20 protein-coding genes are annotated in these 23,955 nt (G+C 43.7%); 16 read left to right on the plus strand and 4 right to left on the minus strand.

The window, feature by feature from the left end:
- Positions 1–23 precede the first annotated feature (23 nt).
- From MKY35_RS12020 to MKY35_RS12080, 13 genes are all read left to right on the plus strand, one after another.
- Complete coding sequence (locus tag MKY35_RS12020; RefSeq protein ID WP_029518495.1) at positions 24–902, plus strand: sugar ABC transporter permease; 879 nt, start codon at positions 24–26, stop codon at positions 900–902.
- Positions 903–930: 28 nt separating this feature from the next.
- Positions 931–1,773 carry a carbohydrate ABC transporter permease gene (locus tag MKY35_RS12025; protein WP_029518494.1) on the plus strand — a complete coding sequence of 281 codons (843 nt, stop codon included), beginning with the start codon at positions 931–933 and terminating at the stop codon, positions 1,771–1,773.
- A gap of 490 nt (positions 1,774–2,263) precedes the next feature.
- Positions 2,264–2,965, plus strand: coding sequence for a response regulator transcription factor (locus MKY35_RS12030; RefSeq protein ID WP_069011312.1), 702 nt, complete (start codon positions 2,264–2,266; stop codon positions 2,963–2,965).
- Complete coding sequence (locus MKY35_RS12035) at positions 2,962–3,948, plus strand: sensor histidine kinase (RefSeq protein ID WP_342426082.1); 987 nt, start codon at positions 2,962–2,964, stop codon at positions 3,946–3,948. Before MKY35_RS12030 ends, MKY35_RS12035 begins: the two co-directional genes overlap by 4 nt.
- 100 nt (positions 3,949–4,048) lie before the next feature.
- Positions 4,049–4,828: an ABC transporter ATP-binding protein gene (locus tag MKY35_RS12040; protein ID WP_342446485.1), complete on the plus strand. Its 780-nt coding sequence runs from the start codon at positions 4,049–4,051 to the stop codon at positions 4,826–4,828.
- Positions 4,794–6,806 carry an ABC transporter permease gene (locus MKY35_RS12045; RefSeq protein WP_342446486.1) on the plus strand — a complete coding sequence of 671 codons (2,013 nt, stop codon included), beginning with the start codon at positions 4,794–4,796 and terminating at the stop codon, positions 6,804–6,806. Before MKY35_RS12040 ends, MKY35_RS12045 begins: the two co-directional genes overlap by 35 nt.
- 184 nt (positions 6,807–6,990) lie before the next feature.
- Positions 6,991–8,100 carry a TolC family protein gene (locus MKY35_RS12050; RefSeq protein ID WP_342446487.1) on the plus strand — a complete coding sequence of 370 codons (1,110 nt, stop codon included), beginning with the start codon at positions 6,991–6,993 and terminating at the stop codon, positions 8,098–8,100.
- A 35-nt stretch (positions 8,101–8,135) separates the two neighbouring features.
- Positions 8,136–9,596, plus strand: a complete 1,461-nt coding sequence (locus tag MKY35_RS12055) for an efflux RND transporter periplasmic adaptor subunit (RefSeq protein ID WP_342446488.1) — start codon at positions 8,136–8,138, stop codon at positions 9,594–9,596.
- Positions 9,593–10,330, plus strand: a complete 738-nt coding sequence (locus MKY35_RS12060) for an ABC transporter ATP-binding protein (RefSeq protein ID WP_039274993.1) — start codon at positions 9,593–9,595, stop codon at positions 10,328–10,330. The genes MKY35_RS12055 and MKY35_RS12060 overlap by 4 nt, the downstream gene beginning before the upstream one ends.
- Positions 10,327–11,541: an ABC transporter permease gene (locus tag MKY35_RS12065; protein WP_341040505.1), complete on the plus strand. Its 1,215-nt coding sequence runs from the start codon at positions 10,327–10,329 to the stop codon at positions 11,539–11,541. The genes MKY35_RS12060 and MKY35_RS12065 overlap by 4 nt, the downstream gene beginning before the upstream one ends.
- A gap of 66 nt (positions 11,542–11,607) precedes the next feature.
- Positions 11,608–12,549 carry a polysaccharide deacetylase family protein gene (locus MKY35_RS12070; RefSeq protein ID WP_039274997.1) on the plus strand — a complete coding sequence of 314 codons (942 nt, stop codon included), beginning with the start codon at positions 11,608–11,610 and terminating at the stop codon, positions 12,547–12,549.
- Between the two features lie 40 nt (positions 12,550–12,589).
- A complete protein-coding gene (locus MKY35_RS12075; protein ID WP_342446643.1) occupies positions 12,590–13,066 on the plus strand; it encodes an RNA polymerase sigma factor in 477 nt (158 codons plus the stop codon).
- Between the two features lie 177 nt (positions 13,067–13,243).
- On the plus strand, positions 13,244–14,845 hold the full coding sequence (locus MKY35_RS12080; RefSeq protein ID WP_342446489.1) for an alpha-amylase family glycosyl hydrolase: 1,602 nt from the start codon (positions 13,244–13,246) through the stop codon (positions 14,843–14,845).
- 243 nt (positions 14,846–15,088) lie between these two features.
- On the opposite strand, the gene MKY35_RS12085 is transcribed toward MKY35_RS12080, so the two are convergent.
- The 4 genes from MKY35_RS12085 to MKY35_RS12100 form a co-directional block, all read right to left on the minus strand.
- Positions 15,089–15,871 (minus strand): HAD family phosphatase, encoded by a 783-nt coding sequence (locus tag MKY35_RS12085; RefSeq protein ID WP_029518482.1) that lies wholly within the window; start codon positions 15,869–15,871, stop codon positions 15,089–15,091.
- A gap of 30 nt (positions 15,872–15,901) precedes the next feature.
- A complete protein-coding gene (gene gutB1 / locus MKY35_RS12090; RefSeq protein WP_029518481.1) occupies positions 15,902–16,951 on the minus strand; it encodes a 2-amino-2-deoxy-D-mannitol dehydrogenase GutB1 in 1,050 nt (349 codons plus the stop codon).
- Positions 16,952–16,985: 34 nt separating this feature from the next.
- Positions 16,986–18,224, minus strand: a complete 1,239-nt coding sequence (locus MKY35_RS12095) for an aspartate aminotransferase family protein (RefSeq protein ID WP_039275000.1) — start codon at positions 18,222–18,224, stop codon at positions 16,986–16,988.
- 194 nt (positions 18,225–18,418) lie between these two features.
- On the minus strand, positions 18,419–19,627 hold the full coding sequence (locus tag MKY35_RS12100) for an MFS transporter (RefSeq protein WP_039275002.1): 1,209 nt from the start codon (positions 19,625–19,627) through the stop codon (positions 18,419–18,421).
- A 509-nt stretch (positions 19,628–20,136) separates the two neighbouring features.
- Here MKY35_RS12100 and MKY35_RS12105 point away from each other — a divergent pair.
- The 3 genes from MKY35_RS12105 (at position 20,137) to MKY35_RS12115 (ending at position 23,933) form a co-directional block, all read left to right on the plus strand.
- On the plus strand, positions 20,137–21,045 hold the full coding sequence (locus MKY35_RS12105; RefSeq protein ID WP_342446490.1) for an AraC family transcriptional regulator: 909 nt from the start codon (positions 20,137–20,139) through the stop codon (positions 21,043–21,045).
- A gap of 114 nt (positions 21,046–21,159) precedes the next feature.
- Positions 21,160–22,224, plus strand: a complete 1,065-nt coding sequence (locus tag MKY35_RS12110; protein ID WP_039275006.1) for a Gfo/Idh/MocA family oxidoreductase — start codon at positions 21,160–21,162, stop codon at positions 22,222–22,224.
- 680 nt (positions 22,225–22,904) lie between these two features.
- Positions 22,905–23,933 carry a helix-turn-helix domain-containing protein gene (locus MKY35_RS12115; protein WP_342446491.1) on the plus strand — a complete coding sequence of 343 codons (1,029 nt, stop codon included), beginning with the start codon at positions 22,905–22,907 and terminating at the stop codon, positions 23,931–23,933.
- The last annotated feature ends 22 nt before the right edge of the window (positions 23,934–23,955 follow it).

Below are 23,955 nucleotides of genomic sequence, written 5' to 3' on the forward strand. Positions count from 1 at the left end.
AAGATAAGGGGTGGAAGCAAGACATGAATAAATATTTGGGGAACAAACCGGCACTCGCACTGTTTCTCCTCCCTGCTTTGATACTGTATAGCGTGATTTTGATATATCCCGTTCTGCAAACCGTTCTTCGCAGCTTTTATGATTGGGATGGCCTGAGTACGCTGACCTTTTCGGGACTGAGTAATTATCGGGAACTGTTCTCCGATCCTCTACTTGCTACTTCGCTTAAGAACGGATTAATATTTGCCATTGTTCTGGCGGTCTTTCAGATCGGGCTGGGAACACTATTAGCGCTAATCTGTGCTGACCCGCGCACACGCGGGCGAAAAATACTGAAAACGTCTTATTTTATCCCAGTTGTCCTATCGGTAACCGTGGTGTGCCAGCTGTGGATCGCAATCTATGACCCAACTAACGGATTGATCAACCGACTGTTTGATCTCTTGAACATCCCGTACCAGCAAAATTGGCTGAGCTCCCCGACAGCATCGATTATTGCCATTGCCTTCGTTAATGCCTGGCAGTTTATGGGTTATCAATTTGCGTTGTTATATGCGGGAGTTAAGTCAATACCCGAAGACTACTTTGAAGCCGCCACGATTGACGGTTGCAGCAAATGGAGAGCGCACTGGCATGTCACGCTTCCACTGATGAGGGAAACGTACAAATTCTGCTTCATTATTGCGATTACCTCTGGAATAGGGGCCTTTGTGCAGATGCTGATTATGACAAACGGAGGGCCCGGCACTACAAACTATACATTGACATTCATGATTTACCGCTATGCTTTTATGGAAAGCAATTATGGGTATGCGTGTGCTGTATCCGTGCTGCTTGTACTAATCTCACTACTGGCAACTGTAGTTATCAATAAGCTGTTCGACCGCGGACAAACCGCCTGATAAGGCGTGTATTGAAAAGGAGAACGAAATGAGTAAAACTGCTTTGAGCAAGTTCAGACAAGCTGTTCTGCAGATACCGCTGTGGTTGTATTTTATTGTTTCGGTCTACCCGTTGTTCTGGATGGTTTCCTACTCGTTCAAGAACAACGATGAGATCTTTGTCTCTAACCCATTTGGACTGCCAACGCATTTTCGTTACGAAAATTACATCAATGCGTGGACGCAATTTAATATTCCCCGTTACTTTCTGAACAGTCTGGTCGTATCAACGATTTCGACTTTGTTCATTCTTTTGCTGGCTCTGATGTTTGCCTTCGCAGTGGCTCGTATGAGATGGAGGTTTCGTTCAGCTGTCCGGACTTATATGATCATAGGAATGTTTATGCCACTGCAGGTTATCATGATACCGCTGGCGATTCTGGTTCGCGATTTTCATCTTACGAATACGTACGGAGCTCTTATTCTTCCTTATATCGCAATTGGGCTTCCTTTCTCGTCAATGATTTTCTATGGATTCCTAACAGCAATTCCTAAGGAGATTGAAGAGGCGGCATGCATGGATGGAGCTAATATTTATAGACTGTTCCTGAAAATCATTATGCCACTTGCATTGCCTGCAATTGCGACGGTAGCCATTTTTCAATTCTTGAACAACTGGAATGAGTTCACTTTGGCCTATATTCTAATTTCTGATGAAAATATGAAAACATTGCCTCTAGGCTTACTTTTCTTCCAGGGTTCCTACAGTACGGATTGGGGAGCCATGGGAGCTGTTATGACTATGGCCTCCTTACCGATGGTACTTGTCTACCTGTTCTTGAGTGAACAAGTGGAGCGGGCGATGACGGTAGGTTCTGCTGTAAAAGGGTAGAAAGGATAAAATGCCCGGCTAGAGAATCAGAAAAGATTCTCTAGCCGGGCATTTTTGATATGTACATACGTTAGTTCAATCCGACGATGGTTTGTGGCTAATCAGAAACCTTACAGCAAAATAAAGGTTTTTGTAAGTTTAAACTGTTGTTCGTTATGTAGAAGCTGTTATGCTGGTAAACAGCTAGGCAAGGAAAGAAGTGAAGCAGACTTTGAAAGATCCAAAGCAAAGTTTCCATGAAACATTAAAAAATCATAAAAGAACTATTATAACAGTCACAGTTATCGTTATTATAATTATATTGTTAATCACTCTGGTGCTCGGCACCATGCATATAATTCGGGATTCAATATATACCACCATGAAAAACTCCTAATCATCTACAACCAAAGGGGGTTAGATTGTTGTTATTGCTTGAACGATCAAATAAAGGCATTATATAGAGAAATCAGTTGTTAAAAATTCAAGCACTAAGAAGGTAGAAAACACGATGCAGAAGATATTAATAGTAGAGGATGACCCTCAAATCAGCTCCTTGCTCCAATCCTATCTTGAGAAATATGGTTATCAAGGAATTATTGTTTCAAATTTTGATCAAGTTCTGGCTATCTTTGAAGAGGTAAAGCCTGATTTGGTACTACTTGATGTAAATCTACCTCGTTTTGATGGATTTTATTGGTGCAGGCAAATACGGACTCAGTCTACATGCCCCATCCTTTTTGTGTCTGCACGTGATGATAAAATGGATCAGGTCATTGCTTTGCAAAACGGAGCAGATGATTACATTACGAAACCATTTTATCCCGAAGTACTACTGGCCAAAGTAGAAAGTAATTTACGGCGTGCCTATGGTTCCTATGCCGTTGCTCCACCATCACGATCCTTAACGGTGTCAGGCTTGACTTTGTATCCCGACATTATGGAACTTGTATACCATGACAAGCAGGTAGAGATGAGCCATAAAGAAGCGGCCCTACTGGAGCTATTGATGACATATCCTAAGCAGGTTGTAGGGAGAGTTCATATCTTAGAGGCTTTATGGGATGATGACCAATATGTAGGGGAGAACACACTGAATGTTTATGTCACTCGTGTCCGCAAAAAACTGAGCGAGCTGGGACTAGGGGATATCATAGAGACGGTTCGAGGGGCTGGCTATCGGCTTCACTTGACTGAGGAGGAAGAACGGTGAAGCTTTTTTGGCGCGACCATTTTTCGCTGGTCATTTTTAATATCATCCAACTTTTTCTTGTGTTAAGTATCTATTGGATGGATGGTTACCGTAACTGGTCGACGGCCCTATATTCCGTCTTTTTTGGGTCCATCCTATTGGGGGTCTATTTGCTGTTCCGGTTCGTTATGTATTCTGGTTTATATCGCATATTATCCACTACAAACATTAAAGATTTAGATGAGCTTATTCAGATGAAGGTACTTAATCCGTTAGCCGCTTCTTTACAACATTTGCTTTTGCAATATTATCGATTGTATCAGTCCCGAATTCATCAGTTAGAGCATCAGCAGCGCGATCATATTACGTTTATCAATCAGTGGGTTCATCAGATGAAAACTCCTCTTTCTGTTATTCATTTAATCCTCAAAGGAAGAATAGACCCCGAATCGGATCAGATTCACGATGAGATTGATCGAATGGGAAAAGGACTGGACATGATTTTGTATATGTCACGATTGGAATCCTTTGAACCTGACTTTCATGTGGAGCCTGTTGTATTACGAAAGCTGGTTAGTGATGTGATTTATGATAACAAAAGATTATTGATCCGCAACGAAATTTATCCTTCCAATGAAGTGGACGAGCAGTTGAGTGTAATTACCGATGCCAAATGGCTAAGATTTATCATTAATCAATTGGTGACCAATGCGATAAAGTACTCTTCAGGTCATGCTCACAGTCTGAAGCTGATGTCTGACGTAAGAGAGCATGTCATTGTGTTGGAAGTAAAGGATGAGGGGATTGGTATCCCTAAAAAAGACATAGAACGGGTATTTGAGGCTTATTACACAGGTGAAAATGGGCGGAAGTATCGTGAATCAACCGGGATGGGACTCTATTTGGTGTCTGAAATCTGCAAAAGACTGAATCATGATATTCAATTGAAATCGACGGTTGGTAAAGGGACGACGGTTCAAATCCTGTTTTCCATTGGCAAATGAGAAACCTTACAACACATTTAAGGTTTTTGTAATGTTAATCGGTCGCTTCACTTATCTGGATGGATTATGATCATAGCATAGGAAAAGAAAGGAATGAACGATGGAGATTGTACGAATGGATCAAGTTACCAAAATATACTATGGCAAGGTTCCCTACCGAGCTCTTAACAATATCCATTTAACGATCAAACAAGGCGAGTTTGTTGGTATTATGGGGCCGTCTGGTAGTGGGAAGACTACATTATTAAATATGATTTCGACCATTGATATGCCGACTTCTGGCGAGGTTAGCATTAAAGGAGAAAATCCACATCTGCTCAAGAAGGATAAGCTGGCTTTATTTCGCCGCAAAGAACTGGGCCTTGTATTTCAAGATTATAATTTGCTGGAAACCCTCACTTTGGGAGAGAACATACTGTTTCCTCTGATGCTGAATAAAAAAGGGTTAAAGGAAATGGAGCACAAACTGGAAGAAGTAGCGAAAAAACTGGATATTACAGATGTTTTGGACAAACGGCCTTATGAGGTGTCAGGGGGACAAAAACAACGTGTAGCCATAGGCAGAGCTATGATTCACTCTCCTTCGCTCCTGCTTGCAGATGAACCAACCGGAAATCTCGATTCCAAGTCTTCGCGTGTTGTAATGGAAATGCTGAGCCTTGTCCACCGTGTAGACTATTCTACAATTGTGCTGGTAACACACGGCGCCTTGGAAGCTAGCTATTGCGACCGGGTAATTTTTATTAAAGATGGTGAGTTATATAATGAAATCCGTCGTAGTCATAGTCAGCAAATATTTTTTCAGGAAATCATAGATATGCTCTCCTTTTTGGGGGGAAGTAGACATGCACATGAGCTTTCGTCTGTTAGCATGGAATAATCTCAAACGCAATGCGCGTGCTTACGTTCCTTATTATTTAAGCAGCTCCTTGATGATTACGGTTTTTTTCGTATATGCGGTATTTATTTTTCACCCGGATGTCTCGAATGTAATCACAGCAGCTAATGTAAAAAAGGGATTACAGGTTGCCGATCTATTGATTTTTGTATTTTCCTTTTTTTTCGTATTATACACAAATAATATCTTTGTTGCTGCACGTAAGAAAGAATTGGGTATACTCACCATTTTAGGAGCAAGTCATAGGCAAATTTGTTTTTTGGTAGCTTTTGAAAATCTAATTATAGGCTTTTTATCATTGGTGACCGGGATGATCGGAGGATTTGTTTCAGCGAAGTTTTTCCTGCTTATGGGTTCCAATGTCATAGGAATGTATTTAAGATTTTATTTTCCCTGGAAGGCACTGGCTTTTACAGGAATCGGCTTTATGTTTTTGTTTATATTGATCTCACTTGTGTCTGTTTTCTTTATCCGACGTTTTAAACTACAGCAGCTTTTTAGTAAGGCTCCTCAGCTCAACAAAGAACCTAAAGCTTTTTGGAGTTTGTCCATTCTTGCCATAGTATTCATAGGAGCAGCTGTATGTTTAATGAAGCTTGATTTTTCACCATACATTTATCTGGCACCGTATCGTTTAGGGACCCTTTCTTTTTATATATTGCACTATTCGGTCGGAGACACCTTTAAATATACAATTATAATGGGATCTCTGGGTATTTACTTATTTTATAATCAATCATGTGTACTATTCATTCAATTGCATAGAGCTAACAGGAAATGGTCTTGGAGCGGATCGCGTTTGTTATGGTTATCTGAGATCACATATAAAATGCGAAATAATGCCGGGCTTTTTTCATTGATTACCCTCATTTCTATCATTTCCTGTGTAGGAGCAGCGTCAACCTTTGACTCCATGCAGCAGCAAAAAAGATTTCTTAGGGAGCAGTCTTATTCATTTGCATTTACTTCGGATGTTGTAAGTTCTAACGAGCTTGAAAAAGAGATTGACCAAAATCTGTATACGGCTGAGGTAGATTATGGGAAAGGTGAAGTGTTAGTCTTCCCCTTTCGGGAACTGGTCGCGCCAGTGATGAAACAATCCAACTATGAAGCACTTGCTTCCAAGTTTAAGAAGCTGAAACAGGTACCTACGCTTCGGGAGAATCAAGGTTTTTTCCTTTTCGATCCAAACGTGATGTCTTTCGAAGAAAAGAAAACCTTTTTTGAAAAAAGGCTAACTTACAAGCAAGGGAAATCTCATATGATGAATCTTCAGATTATGGATACTAAGATAATAGATCATAACCTGAAGTTTGATGGAAATATCGTCTCTGAACTAGGAAGCTTACTTGTTGTTTCTGATCGAACTTACGACTATTTAATTGAACATCGGTATTTCAATGATCCGTTGGCATATAAATCTACTTATTATTTTGTGCCCAAATGGAAGAATGGCCAGCTTTCCTTAGAAACTTCTGAAACTCAACAAGAGGTATGGTTGTATTCTGTGTTGGCCAACAAGGTGAATAAAGGAGTGCTTAACTCTAGGGCCGTAGACTATTTGACATCGGAAATGGATCTGGTTATTAGTGAATTTATTGGTGGATTTATCGCCATTATTATGTTGGCGAGCACGGTAAGCCTGCTGTATTTCAGATTGTATGTAGATCTTCAGCGGGATGAGGAAATATACCGAGCTTTATCGAAAATTGGACTAAACTCAAGGGAAATGAGACAAGCTGCCTCCAGACAAATTGCATTCCTATTTCTTTTGCCATTAGTCGTATCATCTATAGGAATAGTGCTTTGTTTAGTGATGTCAGAACCGTCTGGAATATATGGATTACCCGTTCATCTTACGCTGATTCAGATTATGCTGTGCTTCTGGTCCATCCAGTTTCTTTCCTTTCTTATTGTACGTTCCCTGTATCTTCGTCAATTAGATTTAAAGATACTGTAAGGAAGGATAAGTTGTGTGTAAAAATTTGCAGAAGGGTAGGATGAAGTTCCTCCTTTCTGGAATTTTGCACTGAAAAGAAGATAAAGTCTCAAGTGGGATACAGAAGAAAACACATAATTCGTATAACAACGTAATTATAAAACTATATTTAAATCGATACCATATTTTTAAAGTGGGGATATCTATGAAAAAACGTATGTTCATTTTATTGCTGCTCGCCTTGTCGGCCAGTTCTTTATCAGAGTCCTTTGTTCAAGCAGAGGAGGCGCAGCAGCAGGTTACCAAAGCAAGTGTGAAATTAACACTGAGTCAAGCCCAGCAGTGGGCACGATCCAATAGTTTTAGCTTGAAGGAAGCTCAGCAAACGATAGATCGCAACCGGATTATGCTGAAAAATGCAGGCAAGAATCTGGATTTCATTCCGGCAGGCCAAGGCAACAGTGAAGAAGATGCGGCTAGTAGTTCAGCATGGAAGGGGTATGCCTCATCGACAGTTTCTTATTTGGAATCCAAAAAGCAAATCGAACTTGCCCAGGATCAGACAGACTACACTGCCATGAAAAACTATTATGACGTACTTCTGGCTGATAACAAAGTCAAGAGTAGTGAGGATGCACTTTCGCTCGCGCTATTGGAGGAAAAAGCTGCTGAAGCGAAGGCCAACCGTGGAAAAATTTCTCCAGGTGATCGAAGTACGATTATTCAGACTCGTATAGAGGCTCAAAAGAATGTAGACATTGCAAAAGCTGCACTGCAAAAAGCGCTAGATTCGCTTAATACACAAATGGGACAGTCACAAGGAAATTTATATGAACTGGTGGATCGACCCGTTTACCGGAAAATGGATAACGTAAATCTGGATACACTGGTGTCGCGTGCCATCTCAGCGAGTCCTTCGGTATGGAGACAGGAGGAGGCAGTCAAGCTAGCAAAAATGGAAATTAAATATTACACGTGGAACTCGGGGACGGATGACTATGAAATTAAACAGATAGATGTAGATTCAGCACAAGGCGGACTGGAAAATACCAAGGATCAACTGGCAGAAACACTGAAGAGTATGTACTTTAACTTACAGCAAAATGAAGAACAATACGAGCAAATGCGAAGTAATCTACAGAACCTTAATAAAGTGTTGGACATTTCTCGCAAAAGAAAGGCACGTGGATTTGCAATAGGTACGGAGGTCGCTACAAATCAGTTGAAAGTAAAGCAAATTGAACGGAATATGGATGAGCTCGTTGTCCAAATGACGCTGCTGCAACATGCTTTAAACAAGCCATGGAGTGTATAGGATTTAGAAAAAATACAATTTAAGGGGATATAACATTGTCGGAAACAGAAAAGAAAGATAAAGATTCATTACAAGTATTAAGAAAAAAAAGAAGAGTGAAAAGGAGCATAGGTATTCTGATCTTGCTCATTATAGCGGGAATTGGCGGTACGCTCTACATGAAAAGGGGTCAGGAAAAGCCTGTGGAGGCTCCGGCGAATCAGGTGGTACAGGTACAGAAAGCTAACATAACCGAGTCGCTTAGCGTGACTGGAACCGTTCAGGCTTCCAAGGAAGTAAATATTAATTTTACAAATGTCGAGGGTGCCAAGCTCGTCGCTGTCAATGTCAAAGCAGGAGATAGCGTCAAGGCAGGTCAGGTTCTAGCACGATTAGATGATTCGGACGCTAGGCTGCAAATTAAGGATGCCGAATCCAATGTCGCGGTTGCAAGAGCCAAGCTGGACGAAGCCAAGCGCGGACCCAAAACGAATGATATCGAGCTCCAGAAAGCAAATGTCTTAAAGGCACAGATGGCGATTAAAACAGCCAAGAACGCGATGGAATTAGAGGAAGCCGCGGCACAAAAGGAGGCAGCCAAGGTGACTTTAGATAAGGCCCAGAAGGATTATGATGACCAGGCTTATCTGGTTCAGAATGATGCAGCAGCAGAAAGTGACCTGGCGACAGCCAAGCAGAATCTGGATAAGGCAAAACTGGATATGAGCAATGCGGAGCTGCAGTACAAGAAGGCACAGACCAAGCAAACTGAGGCGATCGAAGAGGCGGAAATGGGCTATAAAACAGCATTAATACAATTAAAGGCTGCACAGTCCCCGCCTGAAGCTTCCAACATCCAATCTGCACAAGCTTCTTTATTGCAGGCTGAGACGGCATTAGAGCAGAAGAAAAGTGTTCTGAGTAAATTACAGGTTACGGCGCCGTGGGATGGGATCATTTTGAAAGTCAATGGCGATGTGGGGACTAGTCCTACTGCACCCTTTATTGTCATGAATAACTCCAACACAGGGGTTATGAAGGTTCTTGCCAAGGTTAATGAAAGTGATATTGCTAAATTGAAGACTGGACTTCAGGCGACAATGCACTCGAATTCATTCCCGGACAAACCATTTAAAGGCGAAGTACGTTTTGTTTCTCCAGAGCCGGTGACGGAATCCAATGTGACTACATACAAAATTGAATTGTCTTTGGATAGCCAAAACATAAGACTGCAACCGGGGATGAACATGGATGTATCCCTACTGTTAGCCGAACACAAAAATACGCTGTCTGTGCCATTGTTTGCATTGAGGTCTGAAGGTGGTGTGGATGGAGTATATGTAGCGAAGAACGCGGCGAATCCGGCGGATTATGAGTTTAGACCGGTGAAACTGGGTGTGTATACAGCGGATCAGGCCGAAATCAAGTCCGGTGTCAAGGAAGGTGAAACCATTGTGATTCCTCCTCAGAACAGCAGTGCTGACCCGAATGGCAGTGGAGGGGGGCAGACACAATGAGTGAAACTCAATCCAATAACACCGTTATTGAAATTAAAGAGCTGAAAAAAAGGTATGAAGTAGGCGGTCAGGAGATTCAGGCTCTACGCAGTGTGAACTTATCTATTAACGAAGGGGAGTTTGTTGCTATCATGGGGCCCTCTGGTTCAGGCAAGTCCACCATGATGAATGTTATTGGTTGCCTGGATCATCCGGATACCGGTAAATACTATCTGGATGGTTACTCCATATTGGATGCTCGTGAGAACGAACTTTCAGAGATTAGAAATCAGAAGCTAGGATTTGTGTTTCAGAAATTCTATCTCCTGCCTCGTACTACAGCTTTAGCAAATGTGGAGCTGCCTATGATGTATGCAGGTGTTCCTGCCAAGGAGCGTCGGGAAAGAGCTATAGAGGCGCTTCGGATGGTGGGTCTTGCAGAACGGATGTATAACAAGCCTAACGAGCTTTCTGGCGGTCAGCAGCAGCGGGTTTCCATCGCCCGAGCTTTGGTGAATCATCCGGTCATTCTGCTGGCAGATGAGCCTACGGGTGCACTGGACACGAAGACGAGCATCGAGATTATGGAGCTGTTCCAAGGCTTGAATGAGCAAGGAAAAACCATTGTCCTGGTTACTCATGAACTGGAAGTAGCGGAATATGCCAAACGATTGATCAGCTTTCGGGATGGTAACATTGAGCGAGATGAGCCTATTGCAAATAGACGAATTTCATCAAGGGTGGTAAGTCTATGAATCTGATGGAAACGATCCGTGTATCGATGAACAGCTTAACTACCAACAAGATGCGCTCATTTTTAACGATACTCGGTATTATTATCGGGGTGGCAGCGGTGATTGCCATTATGGCCATCGGGAATGGCTCAAAGGCCAGTATTAAGGAGGAAATCAATAAGTTAGGAAATAACGTACTTTTGGTTGCTCCCGTCATGCCAATGACTGAGGAAGAAATAAATCAGGATACCTTGCCCTCATTTACGTGGACAGATGTCGAGGCATTGGAACAAAAGAGTTCGATTGCAGCAATGATGCCCCGTATTTCAAGCAGTTCAAAAGCTGCATGGGGGCGATATAACTATAATGCAACCATTGTAGGGACATCTGCTTCATTTTATAAGGCCAAAAAGTTTTCCTTTGCCGAGGGCAGAACATTTACCAACGATGAGATGGATAAACGTAGGAATGTTGCCATTCTGGAAAGCCAAGCGGTTGTGCGTCTTTTTGGTGGAGATACCAAAGGCGTATTGGGACGAACGTTTCAAATCAAACAGATCCCTTTCAAAGTAATCGGAGTATTGAATTCTCAGCCTGTTACGAATTTAAGCTACAGTACGAATGATCAAATCTACATCCCGGCTACAACCATGATGAACCGTCTGGGTGAGAAAAACATTACTGGTCTGGAGGTATCCGCCAAGTCACCAGGCTTGATGGGTCAGGCCCAATCAGACATATTGGAAAGCTTGCGTGTGACGCATCAGCTAAAACCTTCGGAACCGGATCAATTTCAAGTAATGAGTCTGTCCGAAGCAGCAGGTGCAGCATCCGGTGTAGATAATATCATGACCAGCTTGCTGGGAGGTGTAGCTGCGATCTCACTTGTGGTAGGGGGAATCGGAATTATGAATATTATGATGGTGTCGGTTATAGAGCGCACGAAAGAAATTGGTATTCGAAAAGCTATTGGTGCCAAGCCAAGAGATATTATGATTCAATTCCTGTCCGAAGCGGTCATTTTTGGTCTGCTAGGGGGGATGCTCGGGGTTGTTACAGGCGTAGGCGCCTCCAAAATAATCGAAGCAACAGCACACATGACCATTGAATTTACAATCTCGCCGATCCTATATTCGTTTCTTAGCTCTGCAGGTACAGGCATTCTATTTGGGGTATATCCGGCTTATAAAGCAGCAAGATTAAAACCAATAGATGCATTGAGATACGAATAATTGAATGGGCACATGGTCGCAACATAAAACGTGAACTGCTTCTAGATTTTTGGAGGAATATATACTATGGAAAAAAGCTATGTGCAAAATAGAACCAGAGCTCATCGAATGAAGAGGAAGAGAAGAAGACTACTGTTTATTATTCTCATTTGTATGGTTCTAATGATTATAAAACTCTTTGACATCTTTAGTAGTAAACCACAGCCAGTAAAAACGATTGAATATGCAGAAAAAATAGAATCAGTATCAACCGACAAACTAAATAACAAATCCAAAGGGAGCGAATCTTCTCTACAAAATGTTTCGGGTGTTGAAGATGCAGCATTTGTTGAAAAGTACTTAAATCAGCAAATGCAAGGGCAGCGACCTGAGGGGATCGACGGTAAAAAAGTAGTCTATTTATCTTTTGATGATGGTCCATCGGTTACCGTAACGCCTAAAATATTAGATATTCTTAAAAAAGAAAATGTGAAAGCAACGTTTTTTGTGGTAGGAAAAGCAGTAGAGGAAAATGAAGTGACTAAAAAAATAACAAAAAGATTGGTTAAGGAAGGACATGCGATCGGAAACCATACCTACTCACATGACTACAGTTATTTGTATCCGAATCAGACTGTGAATTCGAGCAGTTTTATGAATGATATTGAAAAAACAAATCAAGTTTTAAAGCAAATATTGGGGCAGAATTTTTCCACAAGAGCGATTCGATTTCCAGGCGGCCACATGACATGGCAAAGAAATGATCCCGATGGTATGGAAGTACTGGACAAAGCACTACAGGATAAGGATTACCATCAGATTGACTGGAATGTGTTACCTAAAGATGCAGAGGGTGCACGTAAGAATGCTGAGCAATTAATTAGTGAATTCATGAGAAATATTGGGACTAGAGAAAAAGCAGTGGTACTCATGCATGACACTTATGGGAAGGAAGAAACAGCCAAAGCCTTGCCTGAAATCATAAGATATTTAAAAAAGCAGGGATATGAATTTAAGACTATCAAGTAACGTACCGATTTCAATCAAAGCAGAAGGGATACGCAATAATATGGATGTTAAAGATCTGGAGGATCTATATTTATCTTGCAAATCAGACCTCTTTGGCTATCTATTGAGGATATTGCATAACAAACAGGATGCTGAAGATTTGTTGCATGAGTGTTTTATTCGGTTTATAAGAGCTTCGCCTGACTTGCCCCAAGATCGTATTCGGTTTTACCTTTTGAGAATTGCCCAAAATTTAGCTATAGATTTAATCAGAAAACGAAAAAAGATGGAGGAATACATTTTACGTAAGGGGTTGCTCCACTATCACTGGGATATCCTTGATTTTGAAATTCAGGAGGAGGTCAATCAAATTCTCTTGATGGCAAGTAATACCGAGCAAAGAACGGTACTTGAATTGCGATTAGTCCAAGGATACTCCATAAAGGAAACGGCTAGAATTTTAAACAAGAGTGAGAATGCAGTGAAGTCTTCGCTTCACAGAGCTTCCCAACGTATTAAATTGAGATATATTTCTTGAACTGATTGGATGAAAAGAGGAGTAGACATAGAGTCTGCTCCTCTTATCGCTCAATACAGAGATAAAACAATAAGATCGATATTTTCCACCATAATAGATAATAAATATCCCCTTTTTTTGGATTGTTTCTATTTATAATGAAAGCGCACCCATAACAATCAAAGGAGCTGATTTGTTTTGACACGTAACAAACGCTTAAGAAGATTGTCCACCGCCATGTTAACGGTGCCTATGCTCACGATGTTCGCTTCAAGTGCAATGGCAGAGCAGGAATCGAACGGACATAAGCCTCCGGTTTCTACTGGAAGCGGCGTATTTTATGAAATTTATATCAATTCTTTTTATGATTCGAATGGAGACGGACATGGTGATTTGAAAGGAATCACACAAAAGCTTGATTACTTAAACGATGGAAAACCCCATTCGGGTAGGGATTTGCAGGTCAGCGGCCTCTGGCTTATGCCCCTAAATCCATCTCCAAGCTACCATAAATATGATGCAACGGATTACTATCAGGTGGACCCACAGTATGGGAGTCTAAATGATTTCCGCACCTTGATGAAAGCAGCGGACCGAAAGGGCGTTAAGGTGATCATGGACCTTGTTATCAATCATTCAAGCAGCGAGCATCCATGGTTCAAGGAGGCAAGTGCCAACCCGCAAAGCAAATTCCACGACTATTACGTATGGGCGGATGAGAACACAGATTTGGAAGAAAAGGGCTCGTGGGGTCAGCAGGTATGGCATAAGAATCCGAATGGCGAAGGGTATTTCTACAGTACGTTCTGGTCGGGCATGCCGGATCTGAACTTTGACAATCCCGAAGTCCGCAAAGAAATGATCAAAGTCGGCAAGTATTGGCTGCAGCAAGGTGCAGACGGGTTCCGACTTGACGCGGCGATGCATATTTTTAGAGGACAGACGAAAGATGGTGCGGATAAGAACATTGCCTGGTGGAGTGAATTTCGTTCCGAGATGGAGAAGGTAAATCCAAATGTATATCTGGCAGGAGAGGTATGGGACAAACCGGAGACCATAGCTCCTTATTACGGACAGCTCCACTCCTTGTTTAATTTTGACCTGGGCGGAACGATTTTGAAGTCCGTGAAAAACGGCCGAGATCAGGGTATCGCGGCATTCGCCGAGAAAACGCTGCAACTGTACAAATCGTATAATAAGGCGGCACTCGATGCTCCGTTCCTGAGCAACCATGACCAGACTCGTGTCATGAGCGAGCTAGGCGGGGATGTGCGAAAAGCCAAGCTGGCCGCTTCCATTCTTTTAACGCTTCCGGGTCAGCCGTTCCTCTATTATGGCGAAGAAATTGGTATGAAGGGAGAGAAGCCTGATGAGTTTCTTCGTGAGCCTATGCGCTGGTACAAGGGAGATGGCCCTGGTCAAACGACATGGGAGAAACCCAAATACAACAAAGGCGAGGTATCAGTGGAAGCGCAGCTGAAAGACGATGATTCCCTGCTGGAAAGCTATCGCACACTCATCCGTCTGAGGGAAAAACATGAAGCTTTACGCAGCGACAGTCTGCAACCTATACAAGCAGGCTCTGCCAGCGTGACCGCATTTAAGCGTACTTCAGGCAAAGAAGCACTGTATGTATATCATAACCTGTCTGGAGAGCCGGTTACCCTGCAGATGAAAGATTCCGATAAGGGTAAATGGAAAGTGGTCTTCTCCACCTCAAAGGATGTGAAGGTGAAGAAAGGAACAGTTAAAATTCCGGCTTACAGTTCTCTGATTACCGAAGAAGACAGAAAGAGCTGAATATACGCAAAATTACCGTTCAGATGAAGCAGGGCATATATCGTTGAATCCAGTTTGGGGTGTTAACAGCACCCCTTTTTTCTATTGAACCGGAAACGTACGTGTTCTAACTATACCGATTTGACGTAAAGCACGCCCCATAGAGTACACACAGGGAAGGAAAAATGACATTCTCCAGTGTATATTCCAAGGGGCATTATTTAATACCCTCAATCATAGTAAAGATCGGACGATTCCATATGATTATAAAGGGGGTATGCCTTCCGGTATGTTTCGACTCTTGCTCTTGGCAAGCAACTGCTCATCAAACGGCAAATTCTCTTTGATCGCCCACAGATCGTCATAGCTGAGAATACAGCGATCAGCTCTGGACAGATCCTGCCGGCCGGAGCCGGGGTTATGGAAGCCGATACAGTACATTCCTGCACTTTTGGCTGCCTGGACCCCGTTATGTGAATCCTCAATAACGATGCAATGGGCCGGTGCAATGCCTAGCTGCTCGGCGGCGTATAAGAAGATGTCCGGTGCCGGCTTACCCTGCAGTACCTCTTCACCGGTGATTCGAATGTCAAAGTAACGGCCAAGTCCTGTCTTTTCCATAATGAGATCAATCAGCGCCCGCGGAGAGGAAGAGGCCACCGCGACCGGAATCCCTTTCTCTTGCAGCCAGTCCAGCCACCGCTCCAGTCCATCGATCGCCGCAAGGCCCTCGTGTGCAATCATTGTCTGCATCACATTTTTTCGGTGATAGGACAAGGCCTCTTCCACCGTATTGGTGAGCTGATGCCTGTCCAGCACTTGACGCCACATGGATTCGAGTGTCACTCCGACATAGGTGTGATGCTCTTCTTCCGTCATGGGCGCACCGAAATGGGCAAAGGAGCTGCGTTCGACCTCAAAGTAGATCGGTTCGCTGTCTACTAACACCCCGTCCATGTCGAAAATGACCGCTTTGACTGGAACGGACGCGGATAGGTCTCCTGTGCATTCATTATTCGTCGGTGTAACATGATGGATGCTCGTCATGTCCATTCTCCCCCTTGTTAGTAGCTAAATTTAGTTGTCGGAGCCACTAGATTGCAGCACAATCTTGATCGCCTGAGACGAGGGCTGAAGTGTCCGCTCGCTGATATTGCATCCAAGCGTCTTAAAGGCTTCATGGTAGTCATCCAGCGGATACGAGTGGGTAATGATTTTTTTGGCGGGAATGATTTGCTGCTCAATCAGGTAATGCGCCGTGGAGAACGTGCCTAGAGAATCAATCGAGCCGATGATTTTAAGGCTACGGTCAACTACCTCTTTCGGGTTAAACGAACTTATCCCATCTCTCAGCCCCACCAGCATCAAATACCCGCCGCTCGCAAGCTGGCTTAGTACCTCAGTGCCGACCACTCCTGTGGTGTCCACAATCATGTCCACCTGATTTTTTAACGGAGCCAGCTTATGAATGGCCGATTCCAGTGTGGCGTGCGCGGACCACCGTTCAGGGGCAATAGAATCCGCTATGGCGAGCCGTTCCTCCGAGATGTCAACAAGGCAACCAGTTACGCCTTTCGAAGCAAGAGCATAGCTGTACAGAATCCCGATCGGACCTGCGCCTATAATAACGGTTGTGAAGTTCGGCAGCAGGTTAATCTGGTTGATTCCGGTCAGCATACAGCTCAGCGGCTCGGTCAGCGTCGCTTCTTCGTAGCTGATATGGTCCTTCAACTTGTACAAAAAACGGTCCTCAGTAACATAATAATCGGTGAACGTACCGTCTGCGCTGACTCCGGTCTCTGTTACGGATTTGTGTGTGCAATGATTTTGTCTTCCTGTCCGGCACATTTCGCATTGGCCGCAGTAGTAAGTTGGATCAATCACCACTCGGTCTCCAGGCTGCAGTGAACTGACGGCTGGTCCTACAGCGATCACATCCCCCGCTGATTCGTGCCCCAAAATCGTAGAAGGCACGGCATGATATTTGCCACTGATGATACCTAGATCCGTACCGCATACGCCAGTCGCCCGAATCCGGACGAGTACATCGTTATCTTTTTTTATCTCCGGGATAGGTCTTTCCTCAAGTGCGACATCCCAAGCTGATTTATATACAAGTGCGAGCATGTATAATTCCTCCTTTTGCTTATTGGGCAGATCGTTAGTGAAGGGTAGCAAGAACGGCGTCAAGCCGTTTAACAATTTCGGCAATCTCATCTTCGGTAGCCGTGAGGGAAGGTCTGACTTTGACCACATTCCCATAACCGTAACGGGAACCTCTCAGAATTAATTGTTGTTCCTCAAATGCGCGATCGATAATCCCGTTGCTTTTCACTGCATCCGGGGCATCGTCCTCGTCTACAATTTCCAGTCCCCACATCAGTCCGACGCCACGAGCCTCACCAATGCAATCATACTTGTCGGCCATCTCCGTCAGTAGGGATCCGAGCAGGCTTCCTTTGGACCGGACGGCTTCCAGAAAACCGGGTTCGGTTACAACCTCCAATGTGGATTTGGCTGCCGTGACCGAGATCAGATTGCTGCCCGAAGTAAAGGAATGTTCGTGCTTCTCCAGGACATCGAGACGAGACTGCATCAATACCGCCGCAACCGGGACTCCAATACCACCCAGACCCTTAGCGAGAGTAATAATATCCGGTTGGATGTCAAACAGTTCACTTGCGAACATGTAACCTGTCCGCCCGATTCCGGTCTGCACTTCGTCTGCAATCAGAATCATCCCATGCTCGTCGCATAGCTGACGGAGGCGCTTGAAATATCCTGCAGGCGGGATGATATTACCTCCGTTGCCCAGAATGGGTTCAATAATCATGCAGGCCACAGACCCTGAGCTTCCATACTCAATGGCGTCCGATATAGCGTCAATACAATGATGACCACACTTGTCTGGTGAAGAATTAAAAGGACAGCGATAACAGTAGGGGGCAGGCACATGCAGAGAATTTGCTGCAACTGAGTTAGGGAAATTCTTGCGACGAAAGGCATTACCGGAAATGCCTGTTGCAAACTGGGTTTGTCCATGATGTGACAGATGCAGACTGATGATATCGGTTGCTCCAGTGTATTTTTGGGCCAGCTTCACAGCACATTCGTTCGCTGTGGAGCCGGTAATATCTCTCATCCATCCGGCGTCTATGCCGTTCGGGGCATACTGGATTAGATGATCTAGGACTTCTTCGACATAAGGCTCTGTAAAAGTAGAAGACATGTGTGCAAGATTGCCGACTTGCTCCTGTACTTTGCTTACGACATGAGGGTGGTTATAACCGAGCGACAAGTTGAAGGTGCCGGATACGCCATCCAAATACTCCTTACCCGAATCGTCAATTAGAGTAATGCCTTTACCATATCTGAAACGTTCTTTGGTCAACGTATGCACGATATTTCCCCTCCATATCAGAATATACATTCTTATTAAGTCATCTTTATAAAGTCTACCACCCTACCAGAGCATAACGAGGCTGAACTCACCTCCCCAAAATAAGAAATTCACCTTCCTTGCCCTCATGGACAAGGGAGCATAATCCGGTGCTTCTGCGATAGGCCTCACCTCCCCTAAGAACTAAAACAATATCATCCTTCCTTGCCCTGATGGGCAAGAGAGTCAACGACCCGGCTGCCCCGATCATTCCACAGATGCGTGAGAATAAGTGCCAGCAGCAAAATCAGAGTAAACCCTCCTAAAATCCAGAGGCTAGCCGCCACTGGCCATTCGCTCATGCTCCATCCTATTACATATTGAAGCACCGAGCCGCCAATTCCACCCGATGCAATCAGAATGCTGGTCGTCCGCTCGGTCATTCCCGGAATCAGCACGTTGGCATAGACAAGCGCGATACAGAAGAGTCCAGACATGAATAGACCTGCACCGAAAATTATTAGGTATGTAGCCCATTGGCTGGATATAAACACCATAGCAACCAGGAAACAGAAAGTACCGATTGCACTCCATAGCAGGTAAGGAATATATCCTGCTGACTCTGCAATCCTTCCTGAGAACATACGACCAATGATCATTGCAATCCAAAGCACGCTGACACCCAGCGAGGCTACGGATCCCTGAAGATGTAGCGTCTCTGTCAGAATAGAAGGGAGGAAGTTCATGAGCCCCAGTTCAAGACCCATATAAACAAAGAAGAATATAATGAAGATTCCTAGCAATACACGATGCTGTCCAGAGTAACGGGCTTGTTCAACTGAACGTTCAGTAGTTCGGATATCTGCTTGGGTAAGGTGAGAGGAGGCGGATGCAGGCATGGTAAGCCACAACAGCGCTAAGATAAAAGTGAGAAGGGAGATGGTGTAAAAGGTTAGATTCCACATTCCAAGCCAGATATACAGGCTAACGATCGCCGGAATAAGCAGTGCACCAAGTGCAAAATAGACATCCAGCTTAGACATGGCCACGGCTTTTTGCTCCTCCGTGAACTCAATGGTAAACGCTCCGATGGACGATTCAATGATGCCTGAGCCGAAACCAACCCAGATGGCCATTGCGATGACCCAATTCCATGAGGGTAGTACACCCAAGATAATGCACGCTGCCACGATACTACCCAGGGCTATGGATAACATGGACTTGCGACCCAGATGCAGAGCCATGAAGGGGGTGAGCAGAACACCGACAAGAAATCCGAAAAACTGCAGGAACAGCAGTAATCCACCATCGCTGTACCCCCGTCCATAGTGAGATAGTAAAGTCGGCAGTAATGCCCCAAGCACCACACTGGTGACGCCGATTAACAGATAGAAAGCACAACTTAAAGCGAATAGTCTCTTCAAGGCCTGTCCCTCCAGTAGGTCATATTTTTTATGTGAGTATTTTTTTTACTAGAATATACCATTATATTGGAAATGTATATATATTTTTATATGGAAAATGTAAAAAATTAATTTGACAATTTTACACGTATTTAACTTCAATTGTGTTTAATCCGGTTAAGATGAAACTTTTATCTAAAGAAACTGCAAGCGGCAGGAGGAAATAAGAACAGTCAAAATTGTTCTCGGACGCCAAACGGCTCATAATTAAGTCATAACTTTGAGTTTGCAATAAAGTTAGTAAGGATACCTAGTAAAGATGCCTAACAGTTGCTTTACTTCATAGCAACTATGATTGATAGGGTAGAAAAACGAATGTTAAACGCTTACAATTCAAAAGGGAGAGGGAATTTTATTCGCAAGTTGAGAAGGAGAAACATAAAGAAGGGAAGAAGGAATGCAGTGCAGCATAATTATCATTAGTCATGTGTACGGCTTTTTGAACTTTACAGCAAAAGGAGTCTACCAAAATGAATTTTTATTTAGAAATCCCGGAGCTTGACCGACATTTTCCTTTCCGGAGTTTTATTAATAAAGGCGACGTGCTTTGCTATCCTCATTGGCATAAAGAAATTGAAATTATTTATGTGACCCAGGGAACCTTGGATCTGGGAATTAACGATATTTCGATACGCATGAAACAAGGTGAAGTTCAGTTTATAAATGGGGGTGATGTTCATTATTTCTTGGCCTCTCCCGACAGCGAACGGGTGGTTATTCAATTTGATCTGAGCTTTTTTCAAGAGGTTTCCACATTAAGTGATCAGAAACGCCCTCTAAGATATATATTTACGGAGATGGAGCAATCAAGCTGGAACTGGCCAGAAGAAACAGCAGCTAAAATGCTTCCTCTGATTCAAAGCATTTATGATGAGAACGTCAACCGACACGAAGGCCATGCTTATATGATCAAAGCCAAGCTGTTTGAGATGTTGACTCTTATTTTGCGTGAAGTGCCGAGAAGCATAACCCCAAGGCTTCCTGAACTCTCAGAAAGAACCTTAACACAATCCAAGGACACTCTTTATAAACTGGAACGTATTTTTGAGTATGTGGAATGTCATTATCATGAAACCATCTCGCTGAAGAATGTCGCTGATTATATGGGGTTCAGTCCTTATTATTTCGCCAGGCTGTTTAAGAAGAATACGGGGATGACCTTTGTAGCATTTTTGAATGATTACAGACTGAATAAGGCAAAATGGATCTTGTTAAATGAAAACAATCCGATTACTGAGGTCGCTGAGGCGGCAGGGTTCAGTAGTGTAAAGACGTTTCATCATCTCTTTAAGGAAGCGACAGGAACATCACCATTGAAATACCGCAGGACAATATTCGGGAATAAAACAGCAAGAAATGAGGAGGAAAGCTTTTCATGAGATTTGTATGATAGAGCTATCCGACGAAGTTAAGGGTGAGTTACGAGGACATTAAAATTTATTGACATGAGCACCCACTTGATAGGCGGTGGGCTTAAATCAGAGTGGAGGAAGATGAAAATGGACAATCGTATATACAATGTAGTCATCATTGGTTATGGAGGCATGGGAAGCTACCATGTTCAATTGATCGAATCTAATCAGCAACTTGCCGTTGGCGGTGTATATGATATTGTCGATTACCGGATGGAACTGGCTGCGGCTGCCGGCTATAAAACCTACGCGAGCCTGGACGCCGTTCTGGCCGATGAGGCCGTCGATATTGTTTTAATAGCAACACCTAATGATGTTCATAAGGAAATCGCGATCCAGGCGCTACAAGCCGGAAAGCATGTCATTTGCGAAAAACCGGTTACGATAACGAGCGCGGATTTCTTGGATATTGTTGAGGTGGCAAAGAAAGAAAATCGTGTGTTTACGGTACATCAGAACCGTCGATGGGATGAAGACTTCCGAATTATCAAAGATATAATTGGCAATAAGACCGTGGGCGAGCTTTTCCAGCTGGAATCGCGAGTTCAGGGAGCTAATGGCATTCCAGGTGACTGGCGGCAACTAAAGGCGTATGGAGGAGGAATGCTACTGGATTGGGGAGTACATCTGTTGGACCAGCTGCTTCAGATTACGGACAGCAAAATAGAAAGCGTAGCTGCTACCCTAAGCTATATTTTGGGGACTGAAGTGGATGACGGCTTTGCCAGCTTTATTGAGTTCAAGGACGGCCTGACAGCAGTCATTGAAGTGGGTACAACCAATTACGTAAAGCTGCCACGCTGGTATATTAAAGGAACCGAAGGAACCGCAGTGATTCGAGATTGGGATTTGAGCGGAGAGATCGTCACCCGAAATCCAGATGTTGCTCACGTGGAACCCAAGCCGATTCAAGCAGGTCAAGGATTGACGAAAACGATGGCGCCGCCGTCTGAGGAATCCACCCTTAAGTTCCCGATTGAGAAAATACCTGCTGCTGCAGAAAGCTTTTATGAGAATTTTGTCTCCACCATCGAAGGAAAAGCGGAGATTGCGATCAAAAATGAAGAAGTACACCGTGTATTGGTGCTGATTGAGACGATTTTTGAGGCGGCAGCAACCAAAAGCGTGATTCGAAGAACTATTTAGATTTGCTCTATTTTTCGATTCATCATAAGAGAGATATATAGGAAATTGGAGAGAACCAAACAGATTTATTCAATGAAATTTTGGGATGCATTTAAGTAATCAGTAAACCTTTGAAATGGTGAGCAAAATAATTTTGCCCACCATAAAACTCAAGCGGGTATCGCTCCACAACCGAATTCTATGGCTTGATCATTTTTAAGTTGCTGAGATTTCGAATAGGTTTAATTTACACGTAAAGAGAAGAAGATGTTTTTACATAAAAATTAAATCCGATATTTCCTCCTTATAAATCAACACATTTCACTCTAAATCTTCCATGAAAACATAAAATAATCCATGAAAGAGCTAGAATAATCAGTATTAAGGGAATGACATTCCTAGGAGTGTCGGTGATTTGGGGTTTTAAAAACACACTCATAAACATATGGGTGTGTTTTTTGGTGTTGAGAATGAGTCGTTCATGCCATTAACAGAATTTTATCATGATTAAGTAATTCGCCAAATCACTCGTCATTGATTGAAAGTAGCCCAGATAACAAGATGGTGTAACATTTTCCACAGCTTATTACGTTAATGTAGACACCTTAACGTACTTAAGAGTATTCTTATGTGTACTTAAGAGGGATCCCATCGCAACCAAAACCAATGAATATGTAAGTATATAAAGGAGGCCTATATATATGAAGTCTCATACCTCTGACCGTATTAAAATCCCGCCAGGATTGTGGGCAGGATTATGTCAGTTAGGGTTTGGCGCCCACGACGTAGCACGCAAAGCACGACTGCCGATCACCATTATTACTGAACCAGTAGTCACCACCGCCCAATATTTCGCGATCTGGCAGGCATATTCTGATCTCATTGGTGACACAGCCCAAGGAATCATCAAGCTTGTGACCGTCTTTGATACAGCGAAGTACCCACCGACTGTCTTAGCGACTTACCACGCTCGGGACTATCGCGACGCTCTAAACCGAATGGCTCGGTACAAACAACTGTGTCCCCCGGAAAACCTACATATCACGGAGGAGGGCGAGCACTGTACAATTGATCTGGAGTGGCTATCTCCCGAGCAGTCTGGTCCGCCGATGCTGGTTGGTAGCACGCTGGCTTGTCTTCTGGAGATTGGGCGCCGGGGCACAGGTCAACCTTTGAAAGCGCAGCTTGTTGAATTTTCGCACTACATGGGCGATATACAAGCCCTTGAAGTTTACTTCGGCTGTCGTATCCGGATTGGTGCAAAATGTAACCGATTGACGCTACATCGAAGAGACCTGGACCGCCCCTTTGTCTCGTACAACGAAGAGTTGCTGGAAATCTTGACTCCTGTTCTGGACCGATCGTTGGATGAACAGCAGCGCAGCCGTTCAATTACCGAGATGGTCAAATGGATCATGAAACGCAGCCTTACAAGAGGGCGCCCCGACATTCAGGCTGTGGCGAAGGAGCTCAGTATGAGCGATCGTACCTTGCAGCGCCGTCTTACTGACGAAAATACGAGCTTCAAGATTCTATTGACAAAAGCTAGACATGAGCAGGCACGAGAGTACTTGGCAGACCCCTCGCTCGATATTAAAGAGGTAGCATTCTTGATTGGATACGAAGATCAAAACTCGTTTTACCGCGCCTTCCGCCAATGGGAGGGGGATACGCCTTCAAATTGGCGAACTGAACATTTAGGTACAAACTCGATATCAGGAGCACGCTAGGACTGCCTAATGAGTTGAGTTT

The sequence above is a fragment of the Paenibacillus sp. FSL L8-0638 genome (genome assembly GCF_038593075.1).
GTDB classification, from domain to species: Bacteria; Bacillota; Bacilli; order Paenibacillales; family Paenibacillaceae; genus Paenibacillus; species Paenibacillus polymyxa_D.